The sequence below is a fragment of the Mesorhizobium sp. M2E.F.Ca.ET.219.01.1.1 genome, from assembly GCF_004016445.2.
In the GTDB taxonomy this organism is placed as follows: Bacteria; Pseudomonadota; Alphaproteobacteria; order Rhizobiales; family Rhizobiaceae; genus Mesorhizobium.
In genome coordinates this window covers 611,327-636,420 of the sequence record NZ_SADT02000001.1, presented here as the reverse complement: position 1 = coordinate 636,420, position 25,094 = coordinate 611,327, and the positions used below count along the sequence as shown (strand labels likewise).

19 protein-coding genes are annotated in these 25,094 nt (G+C 65.3%); 7 read left to right on the top strand and 12 right to left on the bottom strand.

Going from position 1 to position 25,094, the window contains the following annotated elements:
• Positions 1 to 83: 83 nt before the first annotated feature.
• The 6 genes from EN862_RS02965 (at position 84) to ugpC (ending at position 6,158) form a co-directional block, all read left to right on the top strand.
• Positions 84 to 1,322, top strand: a complete 1,239-nt coding sequence (locus tag EN862_RS02965; RefSeq protein WP_127864372.1) for an extracellular solute-binding protein — start codon at positions 84 to 86, stop codon at positions 1,320 to 1,322.
• A gap of 86 nt (positions 1,323 to 1,408) precedes the next feature.
• A complete protein-coding gene (locus EN862_RS02960; RefSeq protein ID WP_127864371.1) occupies positions 1,409 to 2,293 on the top strand; it encodes a sugar ABC transporter permease in 885 nt (294 codons plus the stop codon).
• On the top strand, positions 2,293 to 3,138 hold the full coding sequence (locus tag EN862_RS02955) for a carbohydrate ABC transporter permease (RefSeq protein WP_127864370.1): 846 nt from the start codon (positions 2,293 to 2,295) through the stop codon (positions 3,136 to 3,138). The genes EN862_RS02960 and EN862_RS02955 overlap by 1 nt, the downstream gene beginning before the upstream one ends.
• The gene (locus EN862_RS02950; protein ID WP_189401083.1) at positions 3,135 to 4,157 is read left to right on the top strand and encodes an SIS domain-containing protein; all 1,023 of its coding nucleotides are present in this window, start codon (positions 3,135 to 3,137) and stop codon (positions 4,155 to 4,157) included. The genes EN862_RS02955 and EN862_RS02950 overlap by 4 nt, the downstream gene beginning before the upstream one ends.
• Entirely contained in the window at positions 4,157 to 5,095 is a 939-nt protein-coding gene (locus tag EN862_RS02945) for a PfkB family carbohydrate kinase (RefSeq protein WP_127864827.1), read from the top strand. Before EN862_RS02950 ends, EN862_RS02945 begins: the two co-directional genes overlap by 1 nt.
• Positions 5,082 to 6,158 (top strand): sn-glycerol-3-phosphate ABC transporter ATP-binding protein UgpC, encoded by a 1,077-nt coding sequence (gene ugpC / locus EN862_RS02940; RefSeq protein ID WP_127864369.1) that lies wholly within the window; start codon positions 5,082 to 5,084, stop codon positions 6,156 to 6,158. The genes EN862_RS02945 and ugpC overlap by 14 nt, the downstream gene beginning before the upstream one ends.
• Positions 6,159 to 6,208: 50 nt before the next feature.
• On the opposite strand, the gene EN862_RS02935 is transcribed toward ugpC, so the two are convergent.
• The 11 genes from EN862_RS02935 to EN862_RS02885 all read right to left on the bottom strand — a co-directional run bounded on the left by EN862_RS02935 (position 6,209) and on the right by EN862_RS02885 (position 21,755).
• Positions 6,209 to 7,723: an aldehyde dehydrogenase family protein gene (locus EN862_RS02935; protein ID WP_127864368.1), complete on the bottom strand. Its 1,515-nt coding sequence runs from the start codon at positions 7,721 to 7,723 to the stop codon at positions 6,209 to 6,211.
• Positions 7,724 to 8,076: 353 nt separating this feature from the next.
• Complete coding sequence (locus tag EN862_RS02930) at positions 8,077 to 9,348, bottom strand: RNA polymerase sigma factor (RefSeq protein WP_127864367.1); 1,272 nt, start codon at positions 9,346 to 9,348, stop codon at positions 8,077 to 8,079.
• Positions 9,345 to 9,719 carry a YciI family protein gene (locus tag EN862_RS02925; protein WP_127864366.1) on the bottom strand — a complete coding sequence of 125 codons (375 nt, stop codon included), beginning with the start codon at positions 9,717 to 9,719 and terminating at the stop codon, positions 9,345 to 9,347. Before EN862_RS02925 ends, EN862_RS02930 begins: the two co-directional genes overlap by 4 nt.
• 111 nt (positions 9,720 to 9,830) lie before the next feature.
• On the bottom strand, positions 9,831 to 10,922 hold the full coding sequence (locus EN862_RS02920) for a DNA topoisomerase IB (protein ID WP_127864365.1): 1,092 nt from the start codon (positions 10,920 to 10,922) through the stop codon (positions 9,831 to 9,833).
• A gap of 62 nt (positions 10,923 to 10,984) precedes the next feature.
• Entirely contained in the window at positions 10,985 to 11,728 is a 744-nt protein-coding gene (locus EN862_RS02915) for a hypothetical protein (protein WP_127864364.1), read from the bottom strand.
• Positions 11,725 to 12,597, bottom strand: a complete 873-nt coding sequence (locus tag EN862_RS02910; RefSeq protein WP_127864363.1) for a glycosyltransferase — start codon at positions 12,595 to 12,597, stop codon at positions 11,725 to 11,727. The genes EN862_RS02915 and EN862_RS02910 overlap by 4 nt, the downstream gene beginning before the upstream one ends.
• Entirely contained in the window at positions 12,597 to 13,535 is a 939-nt protein-coding gene (locus tag EN862_RS02905) for a glycosyltransferase family 2 protein (protein WP_127864362.1), read from the bottom strand. Before EN862_RS02905 ends, EN862_RS02910 begins: the two co-directional genes overlap by 1 nt.
• A 116-nt stretch (positions 13,536 to 13,651) precedes the next feature.
• Positions 13,652 to 14,536 carry a transglutaminase family protein gene (locus EN862_RS02900; RefSeq protein ID WP_127864361.1) on the bottom strand — a complete coding sequence of 295 codons (885 nt, stop codon included), beginning with the start codon at positions 14,534 to 14,536 and terminating at the stop codon, positions 13,652 to 13,654.
• 1 nt (position 14,537) lies between these two features.
• A complete protein-coding gene (locus tag EN862_RS02895; RefSeq protein WP_127864360.1) occupies positions 14,538 to 16,949 on the bottom strand; it encodes a circularly permuted type 2 ATP-grasp protein in 2,412 nt (803 codons plus the stop codon).
• A gap of 6 nt (positions 16,950 to 16,955) precedes the next feature.
• Entirely contained in the window at positions 16,956 to 20,315 is a 3,360-nt protein-coding gene (locus EN862_RS02890) for a transglutaminase family protein (RefSeq protein ID WP_127864359.1), read from the bottom strand.
• Between the two features lie 249 nt (positions 20,316 to 20,564).
• A complete protein-coding gene (locus EN862_RS02885) occupies positions 20,565 to 21,755 on the bottom strand; it encodes an acyl-CoA dehydrogenase (protein WP_127864358.1) in 1,191 nt (396 codons plus the stop codon).
• A gap of 105 nt (positions 21,756 to 21,860) precedes the next feature.
• On the opposite strand from EN862_RS02885, the gene EN862_RS02880 reads away from it, so the two are divergent.
• Positions 21,861 to 22,772: a LysR family transcriptional regulator gene (locus tag EN862_RS02880; protein WP_127864357.1), complete on the top strand. Its 912-nt coding sequence runs from the start codon at positions 21,861 to 21,863 to the stop codon at positions 22,770 to 22,772.
• On the opposite strand, the gene EN862_RS02875 is transcribed toward EN862_RS02880, so the two are convergent.
• Complete coding sequence (locus tag EN862_RS02875; protein ID WP_127864356.1) at positions 22,773 to 25,091, bottom strand: Tex family protein; 2,319 nt, start codon at positions 25,089 to 25,091, stop codon at positions 22,773 to 22,775. It abuts the gene before it with no gap.
• Positions 25,092 to 25,094: the final 3 nt, after the last annotated feature.

The following is a 25,094-nucleotide window of genomic DNA, read 5'->3' as shown; positions in this document are numbered from 1 at the left end:
TCCGGTCACGCGCGATGCACATTCGAGGAAGCGGTAAAGCCTCTGCCGCCTGCTCGCTGCTGTCGAAAATGGGAGAAAGACAAATGCTGAAATCGATCGGTACGACACTTCTGGGCGCGGTGTTCGTTGGCGGACTGTTCGTCCCGCACGCCTTCGCCGAAACCACGCTGAACGCGCTTTTCATGGCCCAGGCCGCCTATAGCGAGGCGGATGTGCGCGCCATGACCGAGGCCTTCACCAAGGCCAATCCGGACATCAAGGTGAACCTTGAATTCGTTCCCTATGAAGGCTTGCACGACAAGACCGTCCTCGCTCAAGGGTCGGGCGGCGGCTATGACGTGGTGCTGTTCGACGTCATCTGGCCGGCCGAATATGCGACCAACAAGGTGCTGGTCGACGTCTCCTCGAAGATCACCGACGACATGAAGAAGGGCGTGCTGCCGGGCGCCTGGACCACCGTCCAGTATGACGGCAAGTACTACGGGATGCCGTGGATCCTCGACACCAAATATCTGTTCTACAACAAGGAGATCCTGGAGAAGGCAGGCATCAAGGCGCCGCCGAAGACCTGGGAAGAGCTTGGCGAGCAGGCCAAGATCATCCAGGACAAAGGCTTGTTGAAGACGCCGATCGCCTGGAGCTGGGCACAGGCCGAAGCCGTGATCTGCGACTACACCACGCTGGTCAGCGCCTATGGCGGCGACTTCCTCAAGGACGGCAAGCCGGACTTCCAGAATGGCGGCGGCGCATCGGCGCTGAAATACATGGTCGACAGCTACAAGTCCGGCCTCACCAATCCGAACTCCAAGGAATTCCTCGAAGAGGATGTCCGCAAGGTGTTCGAGAACGGCGACGCCGCCTTCGCGCTGAACTGGACCTACATGTACAACATGGCCAACGATCCGAAGGACTCGAAGGTCGCCGGCAAGGTCGGCGTCGTGCCGGCGCCGGGCGTTGCCGGCACCAGCGAGGTCTCGGCCGTCAACGGTTCGATGGGCCTCGGCGTCACCGCTGTCTCGAAGCATCCGGACGAGGCCTGGAAGTACATCGAGTTCATGACCTCGCAGGCGACGCAGAACCAGTATGCCAAGCTCTCGCTGCCGATCTGGGCCTCGTCCTACGACGACCCGGCCGTCACTAAGGGCCAGGAAGAGCTGATCGCCACCGCCAAGCTCGGCCTCGCCGCCATGTACCCGCGCCCGACCACACCGAAATACCAGCAGCTGTCGACCGCTCTGCAGCAGGCCATCCAGGAATCGCTGCTCGGCCAGACGACGCCGGAAGACGCGCTCAAGACCGCCGCCGAAAACAGCGGCCTCTGATCTGACGTTCCTCGACGCGGGCGGCCTCATGGGAAGAGTGCCGCCCGTGCTGTTTCTGACCGAATGAAGGGAAAGAGGCGCCTCCGATGTCAGGCACCTGGATGACGACTCGCGCGTGGCTGTTGATGCTGCCGCTGCTGGTGATCATGGTCGCCGTCATCGGCTGGCCATTGGTCGATACGGTCAGGCTTTCCTTCACCGACGCCCAACTGGTCGGCACGGCGGGCAATTACGTCGGCTTCGACAACTACACCAAGATGCTGACAAGCTCGAACTTCACCCGCACGCTCTCGACCACCACCTGGTTCGCGGTTGTCTCGGTCGCCGCCGAAATGGTGCTCGGCGTGCTCGCGGCCCTCCTGCTCAATCAGGAATTCCGCGGCCGCGCCGTGCTGCGCGGACTGATGATCCTGCCCTGGGCGCTGCCCACCGTCGTCAACGCCACGCTTTGGCGGCTGATCTATAATCCAGAATATGGCGCGCTGAATGCGGCGCTGACGCAGCTCCATCTCATCGATGACTACCGCTCCTGGCTGGGCGAGCCGGGCACGGCGCTTGCGGCGCTAATCGTCGCCGACTGCTGGAAGAATTTTCCGCTTGTCGCGCTGATCGCGCTGGCCGCCCTGCAAGCCGTGCCGCGCGACATCACCGCCGCGGCGCTTGTCGACGGCGCCGGGCCGTTCAATCGCTTCCGCTTCGTCATCCTGCCCTATCTTGCCGGCCCGCTGATGGTGGCACTGGTGCTGCGCACCATCGAGGCCTTCAAGGTCTTCGACATCATCTGGGTGATGACCCGCGGCGGCCCGGCCAACAGCACGCGCTCGCTGTCGATCCTGGTCTACCAGGAAGCCTTCTCCTTCCAGCGCGCCGGCTCCGGCGCATCGCTGGCGCTGATCGTCACCTTGCTCGTCACCGTGCTCGCCGTCGCCTATGCGGCGCTGGTGAGAAAGACAGCGGGGAGCGCTGCCTGATGGAACGCAAGAGCCCCGTCTTCACCGCCTTCGTCTACGCCTGCGCCATCCTGCTCGCCGCCGTCATCCTGGCACCGCTTGCCTGGCTTTTTGTCATGAGCATATCGCCGGCCGCCGATCTCGCCGCCAAGCCGCTGCGCTGGTGGCCGCAGGCGGCCGACTTCTCCCGTTACGGGCAGCTTCTGTCGACGGCTCAAAACAGCGCCGGCGCGGCCTTCACCGCATCGCTGCGCAACAGTCTGGAGGTCGCCGGCATGGCGACGCTTGCCGCGATCCTGCTTGCCGTGCCCGCGGGCTGGGCGGTCTCGCGCACGCCTTCGGTCGGCTGGTCGCTGTCGATGGTGATCGCCACCTACATGCTGCCGCCCGTGGCGCTCTCGGTGCCGCTCTATATGGGCCTCTCCCATCTCGGCCTGCTCAACAACGTCTTTGGCCTGGCGCTGATCTATCTGACGATCCTGGCGCCATTCACCACCTGGCTGATGAAATCGGGTTTCGATTCCATCCCGCGCGAGATCGAGGCCGCGGCCATGATCGACGGCGCCGGCCTGTTTCAGACCTGGCGCATCATCACCTTGCCGCTTGCGGCGCCCGTGGTGGCGACATCGGCGCTGTTTGCCGTGCTGCTCGCCTGGGACGAATTCTTCTATGCCCTGCTTTTTACCTCGGACCAGCGGGCGAAGACGCTGACGGTCGCCATCGCCGACCTCGCCGGCGGCCGCGTGTCCGACTACGGATTGATCGCCACCGCCGGCGTGCTCGCGGCCCTGCCGCCGGTGCTGATCGGCCTCGTCATGCAACGCGCGCTGATCTCGGGCCTCACCAGCGGCGGCGTGAAAGGATAATGATGACTGAAGAGAAGAAACGCCCGGCAGGTCTCGTCGCAATCGACCGCGAAATGGCGCGTCAGCATGAGGATGCGCTTGCCTCGTTCGAGAGCAATCAGGAGGTGGCCGCCAGGGTCGCCGCCTCCATCAGGAAGACCGGACGGCTCCTCCTGCTCGGCATGGGCGCCTCGCATGCCGTCGCCCGCGCCGTCGAGCCGCTCTATCGCGCGCACGGCATCGATGCCATCGCGCTGCCGCTGTCGGAACAGCTCGGACAGCCACTGCCGCTGGCCGGCAAGACCGTGATCGTCACCTCGCAGTCCGGCGAAAGCGCCGAGGTGTTGCGCTGGTTCGCCAAGACTGGCGATCGCACGGGGACCTTCGGCCTGACGCTGGAGGCCGGCTCTTTCCTCGGGCGCACGGTGCCCTGCCTCGTCGGTGCCGGCGGCACCGAACTCGCCTTTGCCGCGACCCGCAGCCTGACCGTGACCTTCGCCTTGCATCTCGCCATCCTGGCCGCGCTTGGCGACGATCCCGCAGCGGCGCTGGCCGCACTCAAGGCGCCCGAGGAGGTTGAGATCGACGCCGCCTTGGCAGCGTTGAGCAAGGTCGCGACCGTGGTCACCTCCGGCCGCAGCCTGCAAGGCGTAGCTGAAGCCCTGGCGCTCGGCCTCACCGAACTGTCGCGCCTGCCTTGTTTTTCTCTCGAAGGCGGCCAGCTGCGCCATGGGCCGATGGAGATGCTCGGGCCGAAGATCGGCGTCGTCCTCTTCCGCGGCGACGACCCGACCGCCGACCTCGTCACCGCGATGGCCCTGTCCGTCGTCGAGACCGGCGCGCCGCTGATCGTCTTCGACGCCTCGGGCATGCCGCCGATTGCGGGCGCCGTTACATTGAGGTTCAAGCCTGCCTCCGGGCTGGCAGCGGTCTTTGCCATGCTGCCGGTGGCGCAGCGCCTGATGATCGCCTTCGCCGACAGCCGTGTCGAGAATGCCGGAACGCCGGTGCGCACCACCAAGATCACCAGGAGCGAATGATGCGGCCGCTCGCGGTGATCGGCAACGTCAATGTCGACCTGATCGTCGGTCCGGTCGCGCCCTGGCCGAAGGCCGGCACCGAGACCGTCGTCGACCACGACGACCTGCGCGTCGGCGGCCAGGCCGGCAATACCGCGCTTGCCTGGCAGGCGCTGGGCATCGACTTCGAGATCGCCGCCAATGTTGGCGACGACCAGTTCGGTCGCTGGCTGCGTGAGGCGTTCGGGCACCGCGCGCAAAATTGGCCGGTTCGACCAGAAGGCACGACGCTGTCGGTCGGCATGACCCATCCCGATGGCGAGCGCACCTTCTTCACCACGCGCGGCCACCTGCCCGGCTTCAGCCTGGACGATGTGCTTTCGGTGCTCGACGGCAACCGGCTCGCCGGCGGCTATGCGCTGCTCAGCGGCTCCTTTCTGACCGACGATCTCACCCGCGACTACAGCGCCTTTTTCGACTGGGCCGAAGCGCACCGGATATCAGTCGCGCTCGACACCGGTTGGCCGATCGAAGGCTGGACGGAGACGAACTGCGCGGCGGCGCGCTGCTGGCTGTCGCGCTGCGAACTGGCCCTGTTCAACGAGGTCGAGACGACGACACTGGCCGGCCTGGCTAGTCCAGTGGCCGCCGCGCGCAAAATCCGCGACGGTATGAAGGACGAGGCAATCGTCGTGGTCAAACGCGGGCCGGACGGCGCGATTGCCATCGGTGCCGACGGCGAGCTCATCGAAGTGTCGGCCCCCCGCGTGACGGTGGTCGATACGATCGGCGCCGGCGATGTCTTCAACGCCGCCTTCCTAGCCGCCCTGGCACAGGGGCGCTCCCTTGAAAAGTGCCTGTCCACCGCCATCCGCGTGGCGTCGCGCGCCATCTCAACCTTGCCCCGCGACTATGGCGGGCAGATCCAATTCGAGGATGCCGACCATGAGCGCGCTTGAAATCCGCGATGTCCGCAAAAGTTACGGCAGCGTCGAGACGCTGAAAGGCATCGACATCGCGCTCGAAAACGGCGAGTTCCTGGTGCTGCTCGGCTCGTCCGGCTGCGGCAAGTCCACCTTGCTCAACATCATCGCGGGTCTTGCCGAGGCAACCAGCGGCGACGTGCTGATCGGCGGCCGGTCGGTGCTCGGCGTGCATCCGAAGAACCGCGACATCGCCATGGTCTTCCAATCCTACGCGCTCTACCCAAACCTGACCGTCAGCCGCAACATCGGCTTCGGCCTGGAGATGCGCAAGGTGCCCGCCGCCGAGCGCGACAAGGCGGTGCGCGAGGCGGCGAAGCTTCTGCAGATCGAGACTCTGCTCGACCGCAAGCCCGGCCAGCTCTCGGGCGGCCAGCGCCAGCGGGTCGCCATCGGCCGGGCGCTGGTGCGCAAGCCGCAGGTCTTCCTGTTTGACGAACCGCTCTCCAATCTGGACGCCAAGCTGCGCCTGGAAATGCGCACCGAGCTGAAGCGCCTGCATGAGATGCTCAAGACCACGGTCGTCTATGTCACCCATGACCAGATCGAGGCGATGACGCTGGCGACCCGCATCGCCGTCATGCGCGACGGCCGCATCGAACAGCTGGGCACGCCGCAGGAGATCTACAACCAGCCGGCAACGCTCTATGTCGCCGGTTTCGTCGGCGCGCCGGCGATGAACATGCTGGAAGCCACCGTCGAGGACGGCACGCTCGCCATCGCCGGCACGGATGCGCGTCTGGCGCTGCCGGCACGCTTCACAGGCGCAGCCGGTGACGGCGCCCAGGTCATTGTCGGCGTGAGGCCGGAAGCGCTCCGCCTTGGGCCCGGCAGCGGCGCCGACCTGTCGCTGCCAGTCGAGATCGACGTCGTCGAACTGACCGGTCCCGAACAGGTCACCACCGCCCGGATCGGCGCGCAAAGGCTGACGGCAGCCCTGCCGCCGCAGGCCCGCGTTGAGAAGGGCCAGCCATGCGCGTTTGTGTTCGACGAAGACGCGCTGCGCCTGTTCGACCCGGCGACCGGCAAGGCTTTCTGAGGAGCAATAGCGAGCGGTTCGGCTTCTCCAAGCCGAACCGCTCAATTGTTTCAATCGATGTCGAACGACACGCCTTGCGCGAGCGGCAGCGCCTTGGAAAAATTCACCGTGTTGGTGGCGCGGCGCATATAGGCCTTCCAGGCGTCCGAACCGCTCTCGCGGCCGCCGCCGGTTTCTTTCTCGCCGCCGAACGCCCCGCCGATCTCCGCGCCGGAGGTGCCGATATTGACGTTGGCGATGCCGCAATCCGAGCCGTCGACGCCGAGGAAGCGTTCCGATTCCTGCAGGTCGCGGGTGAAGATAGACGACGACAGGCCGGCGCCGACCGCATTGTGCAATTCTAGCGCCTCGTCGAAATCGGAATATTTCATCACATAAAGGATCGGCGCGAAGGTCTCTTCCGTCACCGGCGAGACTTGGCTAGGCATCTCGACCAGCGCCGGATGCACATAGTAGGCGTCCGGATGACCGTTTTCGACGCGCGCGCCGCCGGTCACCTTGCCGCCATGCGCCTCAGCCTCCTTCAGCGCCTTCTGCATGTTGTCGAAGGCGGCCTTGTCGATCAGCGGACCGACCAGCGCCTTGCCTTCCAGCGGATTGCCGACCGAGACGCTCTGATAGGCCTTCTTTAGCCGCGGCAGCAGCGCGTCGTAGACGCTGTCGTGCACGAACAGGCGCCGAAGCGTGGTGCAGCGCTGGCCGGCGGTGCCCATGGCGCCGAAGGCGATGGCGCGCAGCGCCATATCGAGATCGGCGGTGGGCGTCACGATGCCTGCATTGTTGCCGCCGAGCTCCAGCACCGCGCGGGCGAAGCGCTTGGCGAGTCTCGGACCGACCTCGCGGCCCATGCGGGTTGAGCCGGTGGCCGAGACCAGCGGCACCTTCGGATGGTCGACCAGCACCTCGCCGGCAACGCGGTCGCCGATCAGCACCTGCAGCAGACCTGCCGGCGCATCGGCGCCAAAACGCTTTGCGGCGCGCTTGAAGATCGCCTCGCAGGCAAGCGCAGTCAGCGGCGTCTTTTCCGACGGCTTCCACACCACCGCATCGCCGCAGACGAAGGCGAGCGCCGCATTCCACGACCACACCGCGACCGGGAAGTTGAAGGCCGAGATCACGCCGACGACGCCGAGCGGATGCCAGGTCTCCATCATGCGATGCCCGGGACGCTCGGTGGCGAGGGTGAGGCCGTAGAGCTGGCGGGAAAGGCCGACGGCGAAATCGCAGATGTCGATCATTTCCTGCACTTCGCCCAGACCCTCGGACGGGATTTTGCCGACCTCGATCGACACCAGCCGGCCGAGCTCGTCCTTATGCGCGCGCAATTCCTCGCCGAGCAGGCGCACCAACTCGCCGCGCTTCGGACCCGGCACCAGCCGCCAGGCTTGGAAGGCCTTGTGAGCGGCATCGATGGCCTTGCCAGCGTCGGCGGCCGAAATCTGATTCAGCGCCGCGATCTGCTCGCCCGTCACCGGGCTGCGCACGATGAGATCGCCGCCTGACAGCGCCTCCTTGGCGACGCCGAGTTTCTCAAGAAGTGAGGCCGTTTCCTTCGCCAATGTCATTTTTGTTCCTTTCAGATCCCGCCTCTCATGGGGCGGGAATGGAGCCATGCGCCATCTCTTTGGCGTGCCGTCGGGCACGCCTGGGCGCTTTGATGGCGTGGCATTACTCGTTTCAGGGAAAAACCGCCACCCCGGCATGGTCCAAGGCCCGGCTGCGAAATTGGGCCAGACCGCGAGGACTGGGAAGGCGTGTTGAGATTCAGGTCAGGCAGAGCCGGAGTCGAAGACGGGCGCGAAGCGACCAAACTGGGTGGGTTCCGAGAACCGGAGCGGAGCGTACTTAAGGTACGTGAGCACCGGAAGCGCAGGAAGCCGCCATTTGCAGGCCGGCCTCACCTGAATATCAACATGCCTCAACGCGCCTTCTGGATCGACTTCTCGCTGCTTTCCTTGATCAGCCGATCGATATGCATGCGGATATGCGCCGCCTCGGCGGCCGTATTGGCCAAGGCGATGGCGCGGTCGAAGGCGACGCGCGCCTCTTCGTTGCGGCCAAGCTGCATAAGCAGCCCGCCCCTCAGGCCGAAGAAGTGGAAATAGCCCGACAACCGCTCCTCCAGCGGCTCGATCATGGCAAGCGCTGCCTCCGGGCCGCGCACCTTGCTGACCGCGACGGCGCGGTTCAGCGTCACCACCGGCGACGGCTGCATCTGCTCCAACAGGCCGTAAAGCAGGTCGATTTCGGTCCAGTCGGTGTCCTCGGCGACAGCCGCCCGCGCATGCAGCGCCGCGATCGCCGCCTGCACTTGGTAGGGGCCGGGCTTGCGATGGCGCAGCGCCTTGTCGACCAGTGCCAGGCCCTCGTCGATCATCTTGCGGCTCCACAGCGAGCGGTCCTGATCCTCGAGCAGGACGATCTCGCCATTGTCGTCGAACCGCGCCGGTGCTCGCGCGTGCTGCAGCAAAAGCAGCGCGGTCAGCCCCATGATCTCCGGTTCGGCCTGGAACAGCCTGAGCAGCAGCCGGGCGAGCCGGATCGCCTCTTCGCACAGCGGCGCACGGGCCGGCGCCTCGCCGCCATTGCTCGAATAGCCTTCGTTGAAGATCAGATAGACCATCGCCGCGACGGCGGCGAGCCGCTCCGAGCGCTCGACGGCGCCCGGCGTCTCGAACGGCACGCCGGCGTCCGCGATGCGCGCCTTGGCGCGGGTGATGCGCTGTTCCATGGCGCTCTCGCCGACCAGGAAAGCGCGCGCGATCTGCTTGACGGTGAGGCCCGAGACGATGCGCAGCGCCACCGCGATCTGCTGCGTTGCCGGCAGATCCGGATGGCAGCAGATGAACAGAAGCCGCAGGATGTCGTCGCGATAATGCGCGCCGTCGAGCCGCTCGGCCATGTCGCCCTCGGCATCCTCCAGATCGGAGATCTGGTCCTCTTCCGGCATCGGCGCTTGCTTGGCGCGCTTGCGCACCGCGTCGATGCCGCTGTTGCGGCCGACGAAGATCAGCCAGGCCGCCGGATCGCGCGGCGGCCCGTTCTTCGGCCAGTTCTTGAGTGCCCTCAGGCACGCGTCCTGGAAAGCCTCTTCCGCGGCGTCGAGATCGCGGAAGTAGCGCAGCAGCGCGCCCATCGCCTGCGGACGGGCGTTGCTGATCGCCGTGCTTATCCAGGCAAGGTCGGTCATACCGCGACCTTTGTCGGGTTGAAGAGCGAGACCGGCCGGATCTCGTAGGAGCCGCCGCTCGGATTGACCTCGGAAAGCTCGCGGGCGAATTCGACCGCCTCGTCGAGGTCGCGGCATTCGAGCGTGTAGAAGCCGAGGAATTGCTCCTTGGTCTCGGCGAACGGGCCGTCGAGCACGATCGCTTCGCCCTTGACCTTTCTCAGCGTCGTCGCGGCGGTCGTCGGCAGAAGGCGCGCCACCGGGCCGAGCCGGCCGGCTTTGGCGTATTTGTCCTGCACGTTGAGGAGCTTCGCCATGACCTCGTCATCCTGTTCCTTGCTCCAGGAGCAGACGACGTCTTCGGATGCGTAGCAGAGGATGGCGTAGAGCATGGCAGGTCCTTTCCGTATCAAAGGACGCGACACTAGGACCCTTCCCGACACAAGGTCGATAAAAAAATTCGGCGGGCAATCACGGGCTCGGTTGCCCCTCGCGCCTGGCCGTCACGCGCCATGCGCCTGCAGCCATCTGAGCACCAGCGTTTCTTCCTCGTCGAGGCCGGGTATCAGGCGCTTGCGCTTGTTGGCCTCGGCCATTTCGTCAAGCAGGCGCCCTTCGCTCCACGCCTCGAACACCAGCGGGTGGATGTAGCATTTGCGGCAGACGGCGCGGGTATTGCCCAACCGCTCGGCAACCTTGTCGACGACGCTGTTGATCACACGCTTTTGCTGCGTCTTGCTTTCCGGCAGCTCGGTCCCGGCAAACAGCGACGCGGCATGGATGGTGCCGCCCCAGGTGCGGAAATGCTTTGAGCTGAATTCGGCGCCGGATGCTTCGCGGATATAGCGGTTGACGTCCTCCGAGCGCACCGGCCGCCGTTCGCCATCCTCGTCGAGATATTGGAACAGCTTCTGCCCAGGCAGATCCTGGGCGCCGCGCACCACCTTGGCGATCCGGCGGTCGACCAGCTTCAGCTTCCATTCCTTGCCCGACTTGCCCTTGAAGGCGAAGCGCAGGCTGGAGCCGTTGATCTCGACATGGCGGTCGCGCAGCGTGGTCAGCCCGAAACTTTTGTTGTCGCGCGCATAGGCCGCATTGCCGATGCGGATCATGGTGTTGTCGAGCAGCCAGACCACCGAGGCGACGACGCGCTCCAGTGGCAGCCCGCGCCGGCGCAGGTCGGCATCGATCTGCCGCCTGAGCGCAGGCAGGCTTTCCGCGAAGGCGACGAGGCTGGAATATTTGACGCCGTCGCGTTCCTCGGTCCATTGCGGATGGTAACGGTACTGCTTGCGGCCGCGCTGGTCCCTGCCGGTCGCTTGGATATGGCCGTCCGGATCGGGCGAGATCCACACATCCGTCCAGGCCGGCGGGATAACGATCGCCTTGATGCGGGCGAGCGTCGCTTTGTCGACAATTCCACCACCGGCCTCGATATAGGTGAATCCCGTGCCTTTCCTCAATCTGCGGATGCCGGGATCGGCATCCGTTACATAGTTGAGCGACGTGCTCCCGGCCGAGCCGCGGGCGCCGTTCCTCCGGGTTTCCTCGTCCCGCGCCGAACGGTCCGATGACGCTTGTGAATGCTGCAACATGCCGGCTCCGCGAAATGATCCGTAGATAAAGGCGCGCGCCGGTGACTTGTTCCAGAAGGGCGTCAGCCCTGGTGGTCGAGCGATAAATCCGCCATCCAGAGCCCGCCGTCGTCGGCATGGGCGGGAAAGTAACCTCGTCGGGGCGGTATGGTTTCGAGGATCATTCCCGCCTCGTCCGCCAGATAGTCGTAGCCGATCTGCTGCAGGCGGCGGTCCGGATCGAGACGATTGTAGAGGTCGCGGCGCGCCACGCGCCGCTTTGGCTCGATCATCTTCAGATGATAAAGGTTGAGACCGCTGTCCATGAGACTGAAGCCGATATCGTCGGGAAACCAGGCGCCGTGCAGATCCTGCGCGCGGTAGCGGTTGGGGTGATAGGCGCCGAAAAGCCTGTGCTGCATCTTCCGGCCCCAAGGACCGTCGACCCGGTAGCTGGCCGGCGTATACATCTCCCGGCAGCGGAATCCCCAGGCGATGCGCCTGGATCTGCCCGTCAGTTGGCCTATACGATCGGCGACAGCGTTTTCCAGCCTTTCGTCGGGATCCATGGCCAGAACCCAATCGGCGCCCGCCTCGTAGGCTGCGGCAACAAGTGCGCGCCGCCTTCGCGGCTCGTTGCTGAAAATTCCGTCCGAGGCGCGGTCATCATAGGCGATCCAGCCGTCGACAATTGGGTTGAGGTTGGCGATCAGATCGGGCACGAGATGCTGATCGTAGCGATAGCTGAACACGGCGACGATTTTTCGCCGCGACCAAAACCATCGGCCTCGCCGCCGGCGTGTCGGCTTCATCTCGACCGTGATCATCGGCGACAGCCTGTCCTGTCGCCATGCCGGGCGCCGGTGGAGGCTCCCAGCGATTTGGCGAACAATGCCATCCACACGATCGGCATCGACAGCCTTGCGAAAATCATTTCCTTGCAGGACAGGCCCTCCTTGCCCAGCTTGCCGACATTGCGCCAGTCCCGAAAAACCTTCCGGAACGGACGCGCGGGTTTTCCGCCTTCGACGGATCCGAGATAGGCGCCGTAGCGGCGCCCACGCCGATACTGGTCGGCAAGCAGCTTGAACAGGCTCGTCTCATTGCGATGGATCGTCAGGACCCGCGGCTCCCAGACGGGTCGCAGAGCTTCCGGCAGCCTGGCCATGAATTCGGTGTCTTCTCCCGACCTCATCCGCTCGTCGAACGCCCCATATCGCTCGAACAGCGTCCGGTCGAACGAAACGCCGTAGCGTTGCGCCTTCTCGGCCGGAAGACCGGGCAGTCGTCGCATGTAGGTGACGAGATACGCCGCGCAAGCGACCGGATTGCGCGGGTGGCTGTTCACCACTGCGCTCGCCACCGCCGGGATGCCCAAACGATGGCATTGCAGCCTGGTTTCCGCCCATCCCGGGCAAGCCAGACAATCATCCGCGAGAAAGGCAATAAAAGGAGCCTTGGTGGCCGCAACGCCGCGATTTCGAGCAGCGCCGGCAAACAGCCGCTCCTCGACATCGATGACCCTCACCTCGATGCCGGCATTGGCAAGAAGCGCCTTGGCGTCGCCGCCGCCGGAATTCACCACCACGACCTCAAGCGGAATATTCTGGTCGAGGACCGATCTTACCGAGTCCGCCAGTTCGGCAGGCGCCTGGAAACCAATCACCACGACGGCAAGGTCCGGCCACTCGGCCATCAGGCGCGTTGCGGTTGGATGGCCGGCGCCGAGAACCGACGCCGTAGAGAGATCTTCAATCGATAGCGTATGCAACGCCAGACGTCCGCGGCGGCCCGTGGCGCGGCTTCGGCCACCGTAAGGAATCTTGCCGCCTTGTCGAAATCGCCGCGCGCGTAATGAACGCGCGCGATCTTCAAGGCGACGAGGCCTTCCCTGATCTTCAGCGACCGCTCCGCGATGCCGCAGGACCGGAGCCGGCGCAACGCCAGGCGCCATTCCAGAAAGCGCGCGGCAGATCTGACCGTGAAACGATCGTCGGAGCGCTCCGCCGACACGAAATAGATGAATATCGGTTGCGTCACGATCGCAAGCGAAGCCCTGGCCATCACGCGCGCCCAGAACAGGGTGTCCTCGTCGTAGGCAAGACCTGTCGCAAATCTCGTCTCGCCTATCAGCCGCCTCGACACCAGCGCGCTGCCGACCGCGATCGACCGTATCCGTCCTTCGAGATAGGCGCAGGCATTGGCCGGTCCGCTTGCCGTGTAGTCGCCCGGCAGCTTGGTCGACCGCTCCCCGCCATCGACCCTCCGGCGGTAGGCGCCGACAGCCATGTCGGCCCTGGGTTGCGCCTTGGTGGCGGTCGCCAGCAACATACGCAAGCCGCCTTCCAGATGAAGATCGTCAGCGTCGATCATGTAGATCCAGGGAAAGCGGGCTTGCTCCAGCGCCAGATTCCTGGAGCCGCCGGCGTCGCGGCAGCTCGACTTGATCACACGCAGGGGCAAGGCAAGCCGCAACGCCGCTTCCACCGCGACGGCGGCGGTGTCGTCGGACGATGAATCGTCGACCAGAAGCACCTCGCCGATAATCGCTTTTTCCGATGCCAGCGAGGCGAGCGTCCGGGCAATCGTCCGGGCCGCATCGTGTGCCGGAATGATGATGCTGACTGCTTCCAAACCTGTCTCCGCGCCGCAACCGATCCGCAAACGGCCGCGATCCCCGTCGATCCAATGCTCACGATATCGGCCGCGCCCGTGCTTGAGAAGCGTCTATCGGGCAATCGGGATTGCCATTACACCTTTTCCATGGCGACCGGAATGACGTCGACCGCCTGCTCGCCGACCTGGCCGCCCGTCGTCTTCAGCACGCCTACGATCGGCGCCACGTCGGAATAGTCGCGGCCATAGCCTACGGTGATATGGTCGTTGCTCGCCCGCATACCGTTGGTCGGGTCGAATTCCTGCCAGCCGGCATCGCGCCCGCACCAGACCTTGACCCAGGCATGCATGGCATCCGCGCCTTCGAGTCTTGGCTTGCCCTTCGGCGGAATGGTGCGCAGGAAGCCGCTGACATAGCCGGCCGGAATACCCAGCCCGCGCAAGCCGGCGATCATGATATGGGAAAAATCCTGGCAGACGCCGCGTTTCAGCGCGAAGGCGTCGCCCGCCCGCGTCTGGACGGTCGTCGCCTTACCGTCATAGGTGAAATCGCGATGGATGCGGTTGCAGAGATCGACCGCGGTGGCCACCGTCGAGCCGGCCAGGCTTTCCTGCGCATAGGCCGTGATCGCGGCATCGATGCCGACATGATCGCTGGCGGCGAGGAAATGATGCGGCGCGGATGGCGACAGGGAGCGGACCGAGCCGAGTTCCTCTTTGAGCCGCTGCAGATCCGGCGAGACGTCAAGGCCGGGCTCCGGACGCGACACCGACACCCGCGCGGTCATCTTGATATCGAGGCCGTCGTGGACATCGCGAAAGGCGATCGAGGTGACGTTGTTGCCGAAGAAATCGGAAAAATCCGTGCGTTCAGATGGGTTTGGCACGAAAGACAGCGAGGCGACGACGACGCGCTGCAAGCCCGCAATCGTCGGCGGCAGCACCCGCACCTGATGCCGGCTGCCACCGGCCGCGGCGTCATAGTCGTAGCTGAGGTGAAGCCTGATATCGTACAGCATGCTAACCGAAATAGGCTTTAGCGAGGCTGTTGTAGAGATTGCCGATCTCAGTCGCGAGATCATCAAGCACATCCGCCGTCATGTCCGATGGTTCCCTCACTGCGATTGCAGTGTTGAGCTGCAGGATTTCCTTGGCGGCCGTCGACATATGCCCCTCGCCGCCGATCGAAGGCAGCATGCCGATCTCGGTTTTCAGCCGCTCGAGCTGGAACAGGACCGAGCGCGGATTGAGCGGGTCGAGCGCCAGCAGGTCGATGACCGTGCGGCGCCCGGCCTGCACCGGATATTGCCGGCGGTGGGTCATGACGCTGTCGCCGATCTCCAGCATCATGTCGAGCGCGCCTTCCGGCGCCCCCTTCCTTGTCAGCCGGCTGAGCGTGCGGGCGATCTGGATGCCACGTTCCAGCCTGCGGCCGATCTCCAGGAACCGCCAGCCGGTGAAGCGATACATATTCTCGTGCAGCAGGCCCGAAAAGCCGGCGAGCTTGCGCAAAAGGACAGTCATCGCCCGTGTCGCATCATCTCCCGGCGCGACCGTCTGCGCGAACTTGTGAACAGTCTTTGACAGATCCTTGAGCGCCAGCCAGCCGTCGGGCGAAAAGCGGTCGCGTATCTGGCCAGCGCTATAGACCGCGCTGTCCAACGTGCCGATCAATCCCAGCGGTATCGCCGTTTCGACGTCGATGCCATACGGCTCAAGATAGTCCCTGATATCGGCAAGCAGCGGCATATCCGGATCGGACGTCTCGGCAAGCCGCACGTGATAGGCGCGCAGCACGCGCAACGTGTCTTCCGAACGCTCTATATAGCGCCCGAGCCAGGTCAGGTTCTCGGCCGCGCGGCTGGGCAGGCTGCCCGGCATGGTGCGGGTGAAGCCGTCATGTTCCTGAGGCAGCAGCGTCTCGCGCTCGACCGGCTTGTCGCTGACCACCCAGACATCCGCGGCCTGGCCCCCGCGCTGCATGGCGATCGCCGTCGGGTCGAGCGAGAAGCCGACGCGGGCGAAGCCGCCGGGCATCACCGTCCAGCCTTTCGGCGTGCGCGCCAGATAGACGCGCAGGCTGGCGGGCCGTGGTTCCAGCAAACCGCCGACAAACACCGGCGTGGTCGACAGCGTCACCGCTTCCTGGCCGACGAAACCAGTGCCGTCCGCTTCGATCTGCGCGACGAGCTCGGCTCGCTCGCCGGCCGACAGGGATGATCCGAGCCGGGTCGCGCCGTCGTCCTCGAAGGCGAGCCGGGTCGACAGCGCCGGGCCGACCACCATGCGATCGATGTTGGCGAGCACATGGGCGCGCTCGGTCTCCTGCCCGCACCACCAGGTGGCGATGTTCGGCAGCTTGAGATCGTCAGCCTGCAGTTCCCGCGCGATCCTGGGCAGGAAGGACAGCAGCGCCCGCGTCTCCATCAGACCTGAGCCCAGCGCATTGACGGCCGACACCGTGCCGCGCCGGATCGCCTCGACAAGCCCTGGCGTGCCGATCTGCGAGTCCGGCTTGAGTTCCAACGGGTCGGCAAAAGCGGCATCGAGCCGCCGCCACAAGACGCCGATCGGCATCAGGCCGGAAACGGTGCGCACCATAAGCCTGCCGCCGGACACGGTCAGGTCCTCGCCCTCGAGCAGCATGGTGCCGAGATAGCGGGCGATATAGGCGTGCTCGTAGTAGGTTTCGTTGAGCGGCCCCGGCGTCAGAATGGCGACACGACCGCCCGACTCCTTCGCCATGCCGTTCAACGCGTCGCGGAAACGGCGGAAGAAGCCGGCAAGGCGGTGCACATGCATCTCGCCATAGATATCCGACAGCGCGCGCGTGGTGGCGACACGGTTCTCCAGCGCGAAGCCGGCGCCCGACGGCGCCTGGGTGCGGTCGCCCAGCACCCACCAGCGGCCATCCGGTCCGCGGCCGAGCTCGAAGGCGACCATATGCAGGAAATGCCCGCTGGCCGGCCTGATGCCGGCGATGGGGCGCAGATATTCCGGGCTCGCCGCGATCAGCCCGGCCGGCAGGATGCCCTTCTCGATCAGCCGGTTCGGCCCATATATGTCGGCCAGGATCGCCTCGAACAGGTCTGCGCGCTGGACCAGTCCGGCGCTGATCTCAGCCCATTCCTTCTCGTCGATCAGCAGCGGGACGTAGGCGAGCGGCCATTCCCGCTCATTGGCGCCTGCCTTGTCGTAGACGCGGTAATAGACACCGGCATCGCGCAGATACTGGTCGGCGCGGGCAAAACGCTGCCCAAGCCGCTCCGCCCCCAAACCGTCGAGCGCGTCGATGAAGGAGCGCCAGGCCGGACGCGGGCTGCCCGACGCGTCGACCATTTCGTCGACGACGCCTTCAATCGGCCGATAGCGTTCCAGCAGGCTTTGTGCCCGCGGCCTGCCGCCCGCCCGTTTCTGATTCCCCTTGGCCATTGTCGATCAGAGTCTCGCCGGCCGCCTGAGGTCAAGGGTCATCGGGAACTCTTCAGAGACTTCTTCGTCACGCAACACATAGCCGCCGGGCGTGTGACCGCGCGGTTCGAAGCGGGCGAGGCGCCGGGCCTCGGCCTCGTTGCCGTTGACGGGGAAGGTATCGTAGTTGCGGCCGCCCGGATGCGCGACATGGTAGACGCAGCCGCCGACCGAGCGGCCCGACCAGCGGTCATAGATGTCGAAGACCAGCGGCGTGTTGACCGGCAGAGCCGGATGCAGGCCCGAGGCCGGCTGCCAGGCCTTGAAGCGCACCCCGGCCACCGCGACCTCGCGGTTGTCGGTGACCTTCATCGGCACGATGCGGCCGTTGCAGACGATGGCGTGACGCTCCGGGTTGAGCCCCTCGGTCCGCACTTGCAGCCGCTCGACCGAGGAATCGACGAAGCGGACCGTGCCGCCGATGGCGCCCTGCTCGCCCATCACATGCCAGGGCTCCAGCGCCTGCCTCAATTCCAGCTTGACGCCGGCATGCTGAACCTCGCCGCAGAAGGGGAAGCGGAATTCGAGCTGGGGCGCGAACCATTCGGGGCGGAAGTTGAAGCCGTTGAGCTTCAGATCCTCCAGCACGTCGAGGAAATCCGCCCAGACATGATGCGGCAGCATGAAGCGGTCATGCAGCGAGGTGCCCCAGCGCACGAAGCGTCCGTCCAGCGGGTTCTTCCAGGCGCGAGCGATGATCGCACGGACCAGCAATTGCTGGGCGAGGCTCATACGCGCATTGGGCGGCATTTCGAAGCCGCGGAACTCCACCAGCCCCAGCCGGCCGGTCGGGCCGTCCGGCGAGAACAGCTTGTCGATGCAGATCTCCGACCGATGCGTGTTGCCGGTGACGTCTGTCAGGAGGTTGCGGAACAGCCGGTCGACCAGCCAGGGCAAAGGTGCCGCGCCCTTGTCCGGATGCGGCACCTGCGCCAGCGCGATCTCCAGCTCGTATAGGGAATCGTGACGCGCCTCGTCGAAGCGCGGCGCCTGGCTGGTCGGACCGATGAACAGGCCGGAGAACAGGTAGGACAGCGACGGATGCCGCTGCCATTGCAGCACCAGGCTCTTCAACAGGTCGGGCCGGCGCAGGAACGGGCTGTCATTGGGCGTCGCGCCGCCGACCACGACGTGGTTGCCGCCGCCGGTGCCGGTATGGCGGCCATCGATCATGAACTTGTCGGTGCCGAGCCGCGACTGCCGTGCTTCTTCGTAGATCGCCGTGGTGGTGGCGACGCATTCGTTCCAGTTGGCGGCCGGGTGGATGTTCACCTCGATGACGCCGGGATCCGGCGCCACGCGGATGACGTTGAGGCGCGGATCGTGCGGCGGGGCGTAGCCTTCGATATGCACCGGCAGGCCGATGGCCTTCGCCGCGTTCTCGGCTGCGGCCACCAGTTCGAGATAGTCTTCCAGGGCCTCGACCGGCGGCATGAACACGCAGAGTCGCCCATCGCGCGGCTCGACGGTGAGCGCGGTTCGCACCGCGCCGCCGATCTCCGTGATCTCCTGCTCGACACGGTCCTGCTGGCCGGTCGCGGCCGTGAAGGACACCGCCTGCTGGCGACGCGCCATTTCATCGGCGCCTTCAGGCTCTGCTGGAGTGGCTTCCGACAGGATTTCGGCGCGCGTCGGTAGCGGGCCACGCGGCACCGAAGGATCGACCGGCACGATGTAAGGGAACTGTGCCGGCGGCACGTAGGGTAGCGTCCCCAGCGGCAGGCGATAGCCGACCGGGGAATCGCCGGGCACCAGGAACAACCTTCCGCGCCTTGTCTTCCATTTCTCCGAGCGCCAGCGCTGTCCGGCGGCCTGGCTGTTCCAGCGCTGCACCGGCAGCACATAACCCGATGGCTTGGTCAACCCGCGCTCGAAGACACGCGCCATGCGGCTGCGCTCCTCCGGGTCTTCCAGCTTCGAATTCGACGGATCGACATTGTCCGGCAGCTTGCCTTCCTTGAGCAGCCATTCGGCCGGATCCTCATAGGCCTCGCTGACCATCGCCTTGTCGATGCCGAGCTCGCCAGCGATCGCCGTGAGCAGGCTTTCGGCCTGCTCGGGTCCGACCGCGGCATTGCCCTTCTCCCGCGCGATCAATGACGGGTCGCGCCAGACCGGCTCGCCGTCGGTGCGCCAGTAGAGCGAGAACGTCCAGCGCGGCAGGCTTTCGCCGGGATACCACTTGCCCTGGCCGTAATGCAGGAAACCGCCCGGCGCGAAGCGCTCGCGCAGCCGGCGGATGAGCTGGTCCGCCTTGTCGCGCTTGGTCGGACCGACGGCCGCCGTGTTCCATTCCGCGGACTCGAAATCGTCGATCGATACGAAGGTCGGCTCGCCGCCCATGGTGAGCCGCACATCACCATCTCTCAGCGCCGCGTCGACCTTTTCGCCCAGTTGATCGAGCGCCTCCCAGCTTTCATCCGAGAACGGCTTGGTGATGCGCGGATGCTCGGCGATCCTGTCGACCCGCATGTCGAAGCCGAAATCGACATTGGCGAAGCTTGCCATGCCTGAGATAGGTGCTGCATTGCGATAGTGGGGCGTCGCGGCCAGCGGCACATGGCTCTCGCCGGTCAGCAGGCCCGAGGTCGGGTCGAAGCCGATCCAGCCGGCGCCTGGAAGATAGACCTCGCACCAGGCATGCAGATCGGTGAAATCGACCGACGTTCCGGGCGGCCCGTCGAGCGAAATCAGATCCGGCTTCAGCTGGATCAGATAACCGGAGACGAAACGCGCGGCGATGCCCAGATTGCGCAGGATCTGCACCAGCAGCCAGCTGGAATCTCGGCACGAACCCTTGGCCGCGGCGAGCGTCTCCTCCGGCGAGAAGACGCCGGTCTCCATGCGCACGATATAGGCGATCTCGCGCTGCAGCCTGGCATTGAGGTCGACGAGGAAATTGACGGTGTTGGTCGGGCTGCGGTCGATGCTGTCAAGGAATTTGGACAGGAGCGGCCCGACCGGCTCCGGTTTCCGGTGGATGGCGAGGTCTTCCCTGATCTCCTCCGGGTAATCGAACGGAAAATTCTCGGCCGATTCCTCAACGAAGAAATCGAACGGATTGTAGACCGTCATGTCGGCGACGAGGTCGACCTCGATCTTGAGTTCGGTCACCGGCTCCGGGAAGACGAAGCGGGCGAGGAAATTGCCGTAGGGGTCCTGCTGCAGATTGACGAAGTGGTTCTTCGGCTCGACCTTCAGCGAATGGCTGAGCACCTTGGTGCGCGAATGCGGCGCCGGCTGCAGCCTGATCACCTGGGGACCAAGCACCACCGGCCGGTCGTATTTGTAATGGGTCAGGTGATGAACAGCTGCCAGAATTGCCATGGTACCCCAGAGTTCGGCGTTTCAGTCGCCGAACCCTGACATAAATGCTGGCCATTCTCCAAGCAGAGATGTTGCGCTGCAACTAAATTAAGCAGCGTTGCCGGCTAAGGTGTGTCGAAATTCAGGTCAGGCCGAGCCGAAAACAGAGGTTTGCGAGAACCGGAGCGGAGCGTACATTTCAGTACGTGAGCACCGGAAGCGCAGGAAACCGCTGTTTGCAGGCCGGCCTCACCTGAATATCGGCATACCTTAGAAAAACGCCTGAATGCCCGTTTGCGCCCGTCCGAGGATCAGCGCATGCACGTCATGCGTGCCTTCATAGGTGTTCACCGTCTCCAGGTTCTGCGCGTGGCGCATGACGTGGTAGCCGATCTGGATGCCGTTGCCGCCATGCATGTCGCGCGCCTGGCGGGCGATGTCGAGCGCCTTGCCGCAGTTGTTGCGCTTGACGATCGAGATCATCTCCGGCGCCATCTTGCCTTCGTCCATCAGCCGGCCGACGCGCAATGAGCCCTGCAGGCCAAGCGCGATCTCAGTCTGCATGTCGGCGAGCTTCTTCTGGAAGAGCTGCGTGCCGGCAAGCGGCTTGCCGAACTGTTTGCGGTCGAGACCATATTGCCGCGCCCGGTGCCAGCAATCCTCCGCCGCGCCCATGGCGCCCCAGGAGATGCCGTAGCGCGCGCGGTTGAGACAGCCGAACGGACCTTTCAGGCCAGAGACATTGGGCAATAGCGCCTCCTCGCCGACCTCGACCCCTTCCAGCACCACCTCGCCGGTGATCGACGCGCGCAGCGACAGCTTGCCGCCGATCTTCGGCGCCGAAAGCCCCTTCATGCCTTTCTCCAGAATGAACCCGCGGATCTGGTTGTCATGCGCGGCCGACTTCGCCCACACGACGAAAACGTCGGCTATCGGCGCGTTGGAGATCCACATCTTGGAGCCGGAGAGCCTGTAGCCGTTGGCGGTCTTCTCGGCGCGGGTCTTCATGCCGCCCGGATCGGAGCCGGCATCCGGCTCGGTCAGGCCGAAGCAGCCGATCCATTCCCCCGACGCCAGCTTCGGCAAATATTTCTTGCGCTGCGCTTCCGAGCCGTAGGCATGGATCGGATACATGACCAGCGACGACTGCACGCTCATCATCGAGCGATAGCCGGAATCGATGCGCTCGACTTCCCGCGCCACCAGCCCATAGGTCACATATCCGGCGCCCAGCCCGCCATATTCCTCCGGAATGGTGATGCCGAGCAGGCCCGCCTGGCCCATCTCGCGAAAGATCGACGGATCGGTCTTCTCGTCGGCATAGGCTTCCTCGATGCGCGGCGCCAGCTTATCGGCGGCGAAGGCGGCTGCGCCGTCGCGCACCATGCGCTCATCCTCGGAGAGCTGGTCCTCGATGAGAAAAGGATCGTTCCAGACGAAGGCGTTCTTCTCGGCGGCCATGGCCTCGGGCTCCCAGTATTTTTTGATGTGCCCGGCTTATCCGCCTGCGCACGCGAAAAATCAAACGAAATTGCATCACGGATCAATGAGGAGTAGTAATGGATCATGAACGTTCAGCGCCGCCTCTTGCCGAACACCGCCGCCCTTGCCGCCTTCGAGGCGGTAGCGCGCCTCGGCTCCTTTACCGCCGCCGCGCGCGAGCTCGATTTGACCCAAGGCGCCGTCAGCCGCCAGATCAACCTGTTGGAAGAGCAGTTCGGCCGGCGGCTGTTCGAACGCGACAGCCGCAATGTCAGACTGTCAGCCGCCGGCGAGATCTATGCCGAAGCGGTGCGCTCGGCGCTCGGCCAGTTGCGCGACGCCGCGCTTGGATTGATGAGCAATCGGCATAGCGGCGTCCTCAACCTTGCGATCCTGCCGACCTTCGGCACGCGCTGGCTGATGCCGCTGATCCCGGATTTCGTCGCCCGGCACCCGGACATCACCATCAATTTCGCCACCCGCATCGGACGGTTCGACTTCGCCCGCGAGCGGCTGGACGCCGCCATCCATCACGGCTTGCCCGACTGGCCGGACGCCGACTGCACGCTTTTGATGCGCGAAACTGTGATGCCGGTGGTTTCGCCCGAATTCCTGGCCACCCGCGCCATCGTCGCGGCATCCGATATCAGTCGTCTGCCGTTGCTGCATATGGCAACCCGCCCCGGCGCCTGGAGCGAATGGTTTGAGTATCAGGGGCTGGAGGCGCCGACCGGGCCCGGCATGCAGTTCGAGCAGTTCGGCACGGTCGCGCAGGCCTGCATGGCGGGCCTCGGCGTGGCGCTGCTGCCGGAAATCCTGATTGCCGGGGAATTGCAGCGCGGCCAATTGGTGCCCGCGCCGGGCCAACCGATGCAGAGCCGCAGCGCCTATTACCTGGTCGTACCGCATGACAAGCGCAGCCACCCGCCGGTCGCAAGTTTTCGCGACTGGCTGCTGGGCCAGATCGGCAAAGAGCCAGCAGTGCTGGCCTGGTAGCTACTTGCGCTTCATCGCCTCGGCGAGCGCCGCGCCGAACGCGCCCTGCGATGGCCGTTCCGGCTGGCGTTGCGGCGCCGGCGAGCGCGGCATCGGCTTGCCACCGCCATTGTCGCGCGGGCCTCTCGGCGCACCACCCTCGCCGCCATCCTTGCGCATCGACAAGCCGATACGCTTGCGCTTGATGTCAACATCGACGACGCGCACCTTCACCACATCGCCCGCCTTCACCACTTCATGCGCATCCTTGATGAAGCGGTCGGCAAGCCGCGAGACATGCACCAGCCCGTCCTGGTGCACGCCGATATCGACGAAGGCGCCGAAGGCGGCGACATTGGTGACGGTGCCTTCGAGCAGCATGCCGGGTTTCAGATCCTTGATGTCGTCGACGCCCTCGGCAAAAGTCGCGGTCTTGAAGCCGGGGCGCGGGTCGCGTCCGGGCTTTTCCAGCTCGGCGATGATGTCGCGCACCGTCGGCAGGCCGAAACGCTCGTCGACGAAGACGCGCGGATCGAGCGCCTTGAGCGCGGCGCTGTCGCCCATCAGCGCGCGCACGTTGCGGCCGCAAGCGGCAACGATCTTCTTCGCCACGCCATAAGCTTCGGGATGCACCGAGGACGCATCGAGCGGCTCCGCGCCATTCGGAATGCGCAGAAAACCCGCGCTTTGCTCGAAGGCGCGCGGCCCGAGCCGCGCCACCTTGAGCAGGTCCTTGCGGCTGGCAAACGGCCCGGCCGCATCGCGATGCGCGACGATCGCCTCGGCGAGCGACGGCCCCAGTCCCGAAACCCGCGCCAAGAGCGGCGCCGACGCCGTGTTGAGGTCGACGCCGACGGCGTTCACCGCGTCCTCTACCACCGCTTCCAGCGATCGGCCGAGCCGGTACTGGTCGACGTCATGCTGGTACTGGCCGACGCCGATCGACTTCGGCTCGATCTTGACCAGTTCGGCCAGCGGATCCTGCAGGCGTCGTGCGATCGACACCGCACCGCGCAGCGAGACATCCAGGCCGGGGAATTCAGCCGCTGCCGTGGCCGACGCGGAATAGACCGAGGCGCCAGCCTCGCTGACGATCACCTTGAGCGGCTTCGGCCCGCTGCCGGCCGGCAGGTCCGACAGCATGTCGGCGACCAGCTTTTCGGTCTCGCGGCTGCCGGTGCCGTTGCCGATCGAGATCAGCTCCACCTTGTGCTGGCAGATGAGCGCGGCGAGTTCGGCCTGCGTGCCGCGCACGTCGTTCTTCGGCGGGAACGGATAGACGGTCGTGGTCGCCACCAGCTTGCCGGTGCCGTCGACCACCGCGACCTTGACGCCGGTGCGGATGCCAGGATCGAGCCCCATGGTCGGCCGCGAGCCGGCGGGAGCCGCGAGCAGCAGATCCTTCAGGTTACGGGCAAAGACGTGGATCGCCTCTTCCTCGGCCCGCTCGCGCAGATCGCGCATCAGATCGAGCGTCAGATGCAGCGACAGTTTGATCCGCCAGGTCCAGCCGGCCACTTCCATCAGCCATTTGTCACCGGGCAGGCTGCTGCCGATCGCATAGGCATTGGCGATCATGCGCTCCACCGGCTTTACCGGCGAGGCGTCGTCTGTATCGACCTCGATATCGAGCGACAGCACCTCTTCGTTGCGGCCGCGCAGCATGGCAAGCGCGCGGTGGCTGGGCACGCCCGCCCAGCGTTCGACATGATCGAAATAGTCCGAGAATTTCGCGCCGGCCTCCTGCTTTCCGTCGACGACTTTCGCACGCAGGAAGGCGCGTTCCTTCAGATAGGCGCGCAGCTTGCCGACCAGGTCGGCGTTCTCGGCGAAATGCTCCGATAGGATGTCGCGCGCGCCTTCGAGCGCCGCCTTGGCGTCGGCCACCTCTTCGGTGACATAGGCGAGCGCCAGTTCGGCCGGCACTTTCGAGCGGTCGGCCAGGATCGCCTCGGCGAGCGGCCCGAGCCCGCGCTCCCTCGCGATCTCGGCCTTGGTGCGACGCTTCGGCTTGTAGGGAAGGTAGATGTCTTCCAGCTCCGCCTTGGTGCTTGCCGCGGCGATCTTGGCTTCCAACTCCTCAGTCAGCTTGCCCTGCTCGCGGATGGAGTTGACGATCGTCTCGCGCCGCGCATCAAGCTCGCGCAGATAGGCGAGCCGCTCGGAAAGGTCGCGCAATTGCGTGTCGTCGAGCCCGCCGGTGACTTCCTTACGGTAGCGCGCCACGAAAGGCACCGTCGCGCCCTCATCCAGCAGCCCGATCGCAGCGGCCGCCTGCTCCGGTCGCGCGCCGATCTCGGTCGCGATGATTGCTGCGATGCGCTTGATGTTCGATGCCATGCG

Bases quoted from the DNA above. Each gene is read 5' to 3' on its own strand.
- EN862_RS02880 (WP_127864357.1), top strand. From the start codon at position 21,861: ATGAACGTTCAGCGCCGCCTCTTGCCGAACACCGCCGCCCTTGCCGCC.
- EN862_RS02910 (WP_127864363.1), bottom strand. From the start codon at position 12,597: ATGGCCGAGTGGCCGGACCTTGCCGTCGTGGTGATTGGTTTCCAGGCG.
- EN862_RS02930 (WP_127864367.1), bottom strand. From the start codon at position 9,348: ATGACCGACCTTGCCTGGATAAGCACGGCGATCAGCAACGCCCGTCCG.
- EN862_RS02885 (WP_127864358.1), bottom strand. From the start codon at position 21,755: ATGGCCGCCGAGAAGAACGCCTTCGTCTGGAACGATCCTTTTCTCATC.
- EN862_RS02915 (WP_127864364.1), bottom strand. From the start codon at position 11,728: ATGATCACGGTCGAGATGAAGCCGACACGCCGGCGGCGAGGCCGATGG.
- EN862_RS02960 (WP_127864371.1), top strand. From the start codon at position 1,409: ATGTCAGGCACCTGGATGACGACTCGCGCGTGGCTGTTGATGCTGCCG.
- EN862_RS02920 (WP_127864365.1), bottom strand. From the start codon at position 10,922: ATGTTGCAGCATTCACAAGCGTCATCGGACCGTTCGGCGCGGGACGAG.
- EN862_RS02955 (WP_127864370.1), top strand. From the start codon at position 2,293: ATGGAACGCAAGAGCCCCGTCTTCACCGCCTTCGTCTACGCCTGCGCC.
- EN862_RS02925 (WP_127864366.1), bottom strand. From the start codon at position 9,719: ATGCTCTACGCCATCCTCTGCTACGCATCCGAAGACGTCGTCTGCTCC.
- ugpC (WP_127864369.1), top strand. From the start codon at position 5,082: ATGAGCGCGCTTGAAATCCGCGATGTCCGCAAAAGTTACGGCAGCGTC.
- EN862_RS02895 (WP_127864360.1), bottom strand. From the start codon at position 16,949: ATGGCCAAGGGGAATCAGAAACGGGCGGGCGGCAGGCCGCGGGCACAA.
- EN862_RS02945 (WP_127864827.1), top strand. From the start codon at position 4,157: ATGCGGCCGCTCGCGGTGATCGGCAACGTCAATGTCGACCTGATCGTC.
- EN862_RS02875 (WP_127864356.1), bottom strand. From the start codon at position 25,091: ATGGCATCGAACATCAAGCGCATCGCAGCAATCATCGCGACCGAGATC.
- EN862_RS02900 (WP_127864361.1), bottom strand. From the start codon at position 14,536: ATGCTGTACGATATCAGGCTTCACCTCAGCTACGACTATGACGCCGCG.
- EN862_RS02935 (WP_127864368.1), bottom strand. From the start codon at position 7,723: ATGACATTGGCGAAGGAAACGGCCTCACTTCTTGAGAAACTCGGCGTC.
- EN862_RS02965 (WP_127864372.1), top strand. From the start codon at position 84: ATGCTGAAATCGATCGGTACGACACTTCTGGGCGCGGTGTTCGTTGGC.
- EN862_RS02890 (WP_127864359.1), bottom strand. From the start codon at position 20,315: ATGGCAATTCTGGCAGCTGTTCATCACCTGACCCATTACAAATACGAC.